At 69.0% G+C, this 6780-nt stretch carries 3 protein-coding genes and 1 pseudogene; 3 read left to right on the forward strand and 1 reads right to left on the reverse strand.

Annotation, left to right across the window (positions count from 1 at the left end):
• Positions 1-280 precede the first annotated feature (280 nt).
• Positions 281-1444: pseudogene (locus JS521_RS32285) on the reverse strand (ABC transporter substrate-binding protein); the annotation flags it as partial.
• 236 nt (positions 1445-1680) lie between these two features.
• Here JS521_RS32285 and aspT (JS521_RS32290) point away from each other — a divergent pair.
• From aspT (JS521_RS32290) to JS521_RS32300, 3 genes are read left to right on the forward strand one after another with little or no spacing between them, the layout of a single operon-like run.
• Positions 1681-3357, forward strand: a complete 1677-nt coding sequence (gene aspT, locus JS521_RS32290; protein WP_205086456.1) for an aspartate-alanine antiporter — start codon at positions 1681-1683, stop codon at positions 3355-3357.
• Between the two features lies 1 nt (position 3358).
• On the forward strand, positions 3359-5062 hold the full coding sequence (gene aspT / locus JS521_RS32295) for an aspartate-alanine antiporter (protein WP_205086457.1): 1704 nt from the start codon (positions 3359-3361) through the stop codon (positions 5060-5062).
• A gap of 22 nt (positions 5063-5084) precedes the next feature.
• Positions 5085-6752 carry a bifunctional aspartate transaminase/aspartate 4-decarboxylase gene (locus tag JS521_RS32300; protein ID WP_205086458.1) on the forward strand — a complete coding sequence of 556 codons (1668 nt, stop codon included), beginning with the start codon at positions 5085-5087 and terminating at the stop codon, positions 6750-6752.
• The last annotated feature ends 28 nt before the right edge of the window (positions 6753-6780 follow it).

The following is a 6780-nucleotide window of genomic DNA, read 5'->3' on the forward strand; positions in this document are numbered from 1 at the left end:
GTGTGGCCGGGGCGGGCGGACGGGACAGCTGCCGCCCGCCCCGGGGGGCGAGATGGGCCCCAGGTCAGCCGATGGCCTTGTCGATCGTCCGCACGGCCGCGTCCCAGGCGTCGTCGGGGCTGGTGCCGCGCTGCTCCATGTTGTTGATCTGGGTGGAGATGGAGTCCTTGATCACGCCGTCCTTCGGGCCGAGGACCGCCTCGGGGATGGACTTCGCGCCGTCGGCGTAGATCTGGCCGATGGGGGCGTCGTTGAAGTACGGCAGGGTCGCGTTCTTCACGTCGGGCAGCTCGTAGGCGCCCTGGTTGGACGGGAAGACCCCGATCGCCTTGAAGACGGCGGCCTGCTGCTCGGGGGCGGTCAGCCACTTGACGAGCTTGGCGGCCTCGTCCACGTTCTTCCCGGACTTGGGGACGGCGAGGAAGGAGCCGCCCCAGTTGGCGGCGGTGTCGCCGGGGGCGCTGGTGATGTCCCACTTGCCCTTGTTGGCGTCACCGGCGTACGTGGAGATCTGGCCGGCCATCCAGGCGGGGCAGACGACGGTGGCGACCGTGCTCTTGCGCAGGGCGGCCTGCCACTGGTCCTCGAACTGGGCCAGGCCCTGCGTCAGCTTCTTGGACGCGGCCTGGGCGGCCAGCTCCCAGCCCTTCTTGACGCTCGCGCTGTCCTTGTAGACGGGCTTGCCGCTCGCGTCGTAATACTGCTCGGGGCTGGAGCTGACGACGGCGTTGAACATGGCGCTCGCGGAGTCCATGAAGTACGTGCCGGCCGGGGCCTTCTTCTTGTACTGCTCGCCGAGCGCGAGGAAGTCCTCCCAGCCGCCCTCGGTCAGCTTCGCGACCTCGGCGCGGTCGGTGGGCAGCCCGGCCTTCTCGAACAGCTCGCGGTTGTAGCAGAGGGACATCGGGCCGATGTCGGTGCCCGCGCCGATGACCGCACCGCTGGGCGCGGTGGCCTGCTTCGCCTTCCAGGACACCCACTCGTCCACGCCGATGGTCTTGGAGAGGTCGGCGAAGGAGTCCGCCTTGGTGTCGACGATCTCCTTGATCCGGCCGACCTCGATGCCCTGGACATCGGCGAGGCCGCTGCCGGAGTTCAGCTGCTGGAGGAGCTTGGGGTAGTAGTTCTTCTCCTCGGCGGTGGTGTCCTCCTTGACCGTGATCTTCGGGTTCAGCTCGTGGTACTTCTCGAAGAGCCCGGCCTCCTTGTAGCCGAACTGCCCGAAGTCGGCGACGGTCAGGGTGATGTTGCCGTTCGCGTCGGCTCCCTTGTCCGAGTCGGACGAGCCGCCGCATCCGGTGAGGAGGAGGGCGGCGGCCGTGAGGCCCGTGGTGGCCACTACGGCGGTTCTCGGGCGTCGGCGGGCGACGCTGCGGGTGATGCGCATTCCACTGCTCCTTGTTCCGGGGGTCCGGCAATGGCGCATGGGAGCGCTCCCATGCATCGTTGCCGGAAGGTTCCTGCCTCCAGGGGGTGGGTGTCAAGAGTTGAAGACGATTCCGTTGCCGAGAGATGTCCGGCGCGTCACCGAGGGGCGCTCGGGCGCCTCTTGCGTCGAAAGGTGAACGGGGGCAGCCCGGGCCGGGTGAGGTGCCCGGCCACCCCACCCCTGTTAATTTCTCCTTTATGTACCTTTTGAGCATCCTGGTCGCCGACACCAGCCACGGTGAGTGAGGCGGGATGGGCGTCCTGCGCGACCATCCCGAACTGGCCCTCTTCTTCTGCCTCGCGGCCGGCTATCTCGTCGGCAAGCTCCGCATCGGCCCGATCACGCTCGGCGGTATCTGCGGCACCCTGATCGTGTCGCTGCTGATCGGCACCCGGAACGTCAGCGTCGACGACGACGTCAAGACGGTCTTCTTCGCGCTGTTCATCTTCTCGCTCGGCTACATGGCCGGGCCGCAGTTCTTCGCCAACCTCAACCGCAAGAGCCTGCGCTTCTTCACGCTCTGCCTGATCGAAGTGGTCTGCGTCCTCGGGATCGCCTTCGGGCTCGCCAAGGCCTTCGACCTGGACGTGGGCACCGCCTCCGGGATCCTGGCGGGCGCGGCCACCGAGTCCGCCGTCGTGGGCACGGCCACCGAGGCGATCGGCAAGCTCAGCGACCTGACCTCCGAGCAGATCACCCAGTACCAGGGGCACGTGGCCACCGCCTACACGGTCTGCTACCTGTTCGGGCTGATCACCATCGTCCTCTTCACCAGTCAGATCATGCCGATGCTGCTGCGCATCAACCTGGCGGACGCCTCCCGCGAGCTGTGGGAGAAGATGCGCGGCGGCCAGGCCGGGCTGGAGTCCGACGAGCGCGAGGCGCTGCCGGGGATGGTCGGTCGCACGTATCTGGTGACGCGGGCGGACGGGCGGACCGTCGGTGATCTTCAGAGCGCCATGGGCGGCCGGATCACCGTCGAGGGGGTCAAGCGCGGCAGCAAGCTGCTGACGCCGTCCCCCGGTCTGGAGCTGACGCTCAGCGACCTGATCCAGGTGGTCGGGGAGCGGGCGGCGATCATCGACGCGGGCCGGGAGATCGGCCCGGAGACGCCGGCCGTGCCGGGGCTCGACGCGCCGCTGGCCACCAGTCAGGTCGCCGTCACCGAGAAGGAGACGGTCGGCGCGACCATCGACCGGCTGGAGAAGCGCCATCCGGAGTTCCGCAAGGACGGCATCTACGTCACCGATGTGCTCCGCAACGACCAGCACCTGCCCGCCAGCGGGGAGACCGTCCTCGCCCGGGGCGACGTGCTCACCCTGGTCGGCGCGCGGGGCGGGCTGAACCGGCTCGTCACGAAGCTCGGCGCGGTGGTGAAGAACGACGCCACCGACTTCATCTACCTGGGCTTCGGCATCGTGGCGGGCTCCCTGCTCGGCCAGATCGTCGTCAAGCTCGGAGACGTCCCGATGTCGCTCGGCACCGGCGGCGGCTGTCTGGTCTCCGGCCTGCTCTTCGGCTGGTTCCGCTCCCGCAGCCAGACGTTCGGGGCGTTCCCTCCGCAGGCGGCGAGCACGCTGAAGGACATGGGCCTGGCCGTCTTCATCGCCTGCACCGGGCTGGCCGCCGGACCGCAGGCCTGGCCGCTGCTGAAGGAGTACGGGGCGCTGCTGCCGTTCGCCGGCATCGCGATGGTGCTGGTCCCGGCCACGATCTCGCTGATCGTCGGGACCAAGCTGCTGAAGATCGAGAAGCCGCTGCTTATCGGCGCGATCGCCGGGCAGCAGTGCTCGACCCCGGCGATCACCTCCATCACCCAGGTGGCCCAGAGCTCGGTCCCGCTCCTCGGCTACACGATCACGTACACGCTCTCCAACTTCCTGCTGCCGCTGACCGGGCCCATCCTCGTCGGCGTACTGGGGGCCTGACGTGATCGACTTCCTGAACCGGAACATCTTCCAGCCCCACCCCGAGCTGCTCGTCTTCCTCGTGGTGGCGTTCGGCTTCCTGCTCGGGAAGGTCCGCTACCGGGCGATCGCGCTGGGCGCGGTGACGGGCTGTCTGGTGGCCGGTCTGCTGCTCGGGGCCCAGTTCAAGGTCCAGATCGACGACACGGTGAAGAACCTCTTCTTCATCATGTTCCTGTTCGCCCTCGGCTACCGGGTGGGCCCGCAGTTCTTCCGGGGGCTCCGGAAGGACGGCCTGCCGCAGGTCGTCAACGCCGTGGTCGTCTGTGTGACCGGGCTGCTGGTGTCGTGGCTCTTCGCGCACCTGCTCGGTTACGGTCCCGGGCTCGGCGCCGGCCTGATGAGCGGGGCGCTGACCCAGTCGGCGGCGATCGGAGTCGCCCAGGACGCGATCGGTACGCTGCCGGAGCTGTCGGCCGACGAGGTGAAGACCGAGGAGAACCTGGTCGCCGTCGGGTACGCGGTGACGTATCCGCTGGGCACGATCCTGTGCGCGATGCTCCTGGCCAACGTGCTGCCCCGGCTCTACCGCCGCGACCTGGCGAAGGAGAGCGCGGAGCTCGCGGCGGAGCTGGACGCGCCGGACGAGAGCCCGGACGAGGGCGAGGGCTACTACGAGGTGGTCCTGCGCGCGTACAGCGTCCAGCGCCCGGATCTGGTGGGCCGCTCGGTGGCGGACTTCGAGGAGCAGCAGAAGGCGCTGGGCCGCCGGGTGTACCTCACCGGGATCCGCCGGGGCGGGACGGTGCTGGAGCACGACCAGTCCCGCACCCTGCGGCTCGGCGACACCGTCGCGGTCAGCGCGATCCGGGGCGACCTGGTGGACTTCGACGCCCGTACGCACATCGGGTCCGAGGCCGACGACGTCGCGCTGCTCGGCTACCGCACCGAGACGCTGCACGTCGTCGTCTCGGAGAAGGCGCAGCTCGGCCGGACCGTGGAGGAGGTGCGGCGGCAGCCGTTCATGGTCGGCGTGTACATCGACAAGCTGTACCGGGCGGGGGCCGTCTTCCCGTACCGCCTGTCCACGAAGCTGGAGCGCGGCGACACGCTGATCCTCACGGGTCCGGAGCGCTTGGTCGGCCCGGCGGGGAGGGCGCTCGGCAAGCCCGTGCCGACGAGCTTCGCGACGGACATGGTCTGGGTCGGCCTCGGCATCTTCCTCGGCGGCTGCATCGGCATCCCGGCGCTGACGGCGGGCGGGGTGCCGATCTCGCTGTCCACCTCCGGCGGCGGCCTGATCATGGGGCTGGTCTTCGGCTGGATCCGCGGCAAGTACCCGACGTACGGGAACGTCCCGCCGGGCGCGCAGTGGTTCATGGACACCTTCGGGCTCTGCCTGTTCGTGGCCGTCGTCGGCATCAACGCCGGTCCCGGTTTCACCAGCGGCCTCTCCTCGGCCGGCTGGGGTCTGCTGCTGCTGGGCGCGGTCGCCACCGTCGTCCCGCTGATCGTGGGCTTCCTGGTCGGGCACCACGTGCAGCGGATCCGCTTCCCGATCCTGATGGGCGTCCTGGCGGGCGGCCAGACCACCACGGCGGCCATCGGCGCCGTCAACGAGACCTCGAAGTCCCAGATCCCCACCCTCGGCTACACCATCCCGTACGCCGTCGGCAACGTCCTGCTGACGGTGTGGGGCGCCGTGATCGTCCTGCTCAACCACTGACCCGTAACGGAGTGGACACCCCATGCCCAAGACCAGCCTCAGCCGTGCAGAGATCCGGTCGTTCGCCCAGCTCTCCCCCTTCGAGCTGAAGGACAAGTTCATCCAGATCGCGACGGCCGCGCAGAGCGACCAGCCGGGCCAGAAGGGGCAGTCGACGCGGACGATGCTGAACGCGGGCCGCGGCAACCCGAACTGGGTCGCCACGGGGCCCCGCGAGGCGTACCACGCGCTCGGCTACTTCGCGATCTCGGAGTCCCGGCGGGTGTGGACGGCCGACAACCTGGGCGGCATGCCGGAGCAGTCGGGGTGTGCGGAGCGCTTCGAGCACTTCGTCCGTACGCACCCGGAGCTGCCGGGTATCGAGCTGCTGAAGGCGAGCGTGGACCTGGCGGTGAAGCGGTTCGGCTTCGACCGGGACGCGTTCGTGCACGAGCTGGCGGACTCCTCGATCGGGGACAACTACCCGGTGCCGGACCGGATCCTGCGCCACACCGAGGAGATCGTGCGCGGCTATGTCGCGGACGAGATGTTCGACCACCGGCCGCCGGAGGGGCAGACGCTGAGCCTGTTCGCCACCGAGGGCGGCACGGCGGCGATGTGCTACATCTTCGACTCGCTGATGAAGAACGGGATCCTGGAGAAGGGCGACCGGATCGCCCTGATGGTGCCGGTGTTCACCCCGTACCTGGAGATCCCGGAGCTGGACACGTACGACTTCGACGTGGTGCGGGTGGAGGCGAGCCTGTTCACCGAGACCGGGGTGCGACAGTGGCGCTACCCGGAGGAGGAGATCGCCAAGCTCGCGGACCCCTCGGTGAAGCTGGTCTGCTGTGTGAACCCGAGCAACCCGCCGTCGCTGGCGCTCTCTTCCCGGGTCTCCGAGCAGATCGTCTCCATCGTCGGCGAGCAGAACCCGAACCTGATCATCGTGACCGACGACGTGTACGGGACGTTCGTGGAGGGCTTCCGCTCGCTCGCCGCCGACCTGCCGCGCAACACGCTCCTCGTCTACTCCTACTCCAAGCACTACGGGGCGACCGGCTGGCGGCTCGGGGTGATCGCGCTGCACGACGACAACGTGATCGACGCGATGCTGGCGGGGCAGGACCGGGCGCAGAAGGACCGGCTCAACAGGCGTTACGGGACGCTGTCGTTGGAGCCGGAGAAGATCCGGTTCATCGACCGGCTGGTGGCGGACTCCCGGCAGGTGGCGCTGAACCACACGGCGGGGCTCTCACTGCCGCAGCAGGTGATGATGGCGCTGTTCTCGCTGTTCGACATGCTGGACGAGGGGCAGGCCTACAAGCACCGGATCCGGGCGATCGTGCGGCAGCGGCTCGAACTCCTGCTGGAGGGCGTGCACATGAAGGTTACGGAGGACCCGAAGCGGGCGGCGTACTACATCGAGCTGGACCTGCTGGCCGAGGCGGAGCGGGTCCACGGAAAGCCGTTCGCCGACTTCCTGGAGCAGAACTACGAGCCGGTCGACCCGCTGTTCCGGCTGGCCGAGCAGACCTCGGTGGTCCTGCTCAACGGCGGCGGCTTCGACGGCCCTCAGTGGTCGGTGCGGGTGTCGCTGGCCAACCTGGACGACCTGGACTACCTGAAGATCGGCCACCATCTGCGGGCGATCTTCGACGCGTACGCGGAGGAGTGGCGGGCGGGCAGTTCCGGCCCGTCCGGCGTTTGAGGACGTCTTCGGGGAGCGGGACGGGGGA

It is taken from the genome of Streptomyces durocortorensis (assembly GCF_016901035.1).
GTDB classification, from domain to species: Bacteria; Actinomycetota; Actinomycetes; order Streptomycetales; family Streptomycetaceae; genus Streptomyces; species Streptomyces durocortorensis.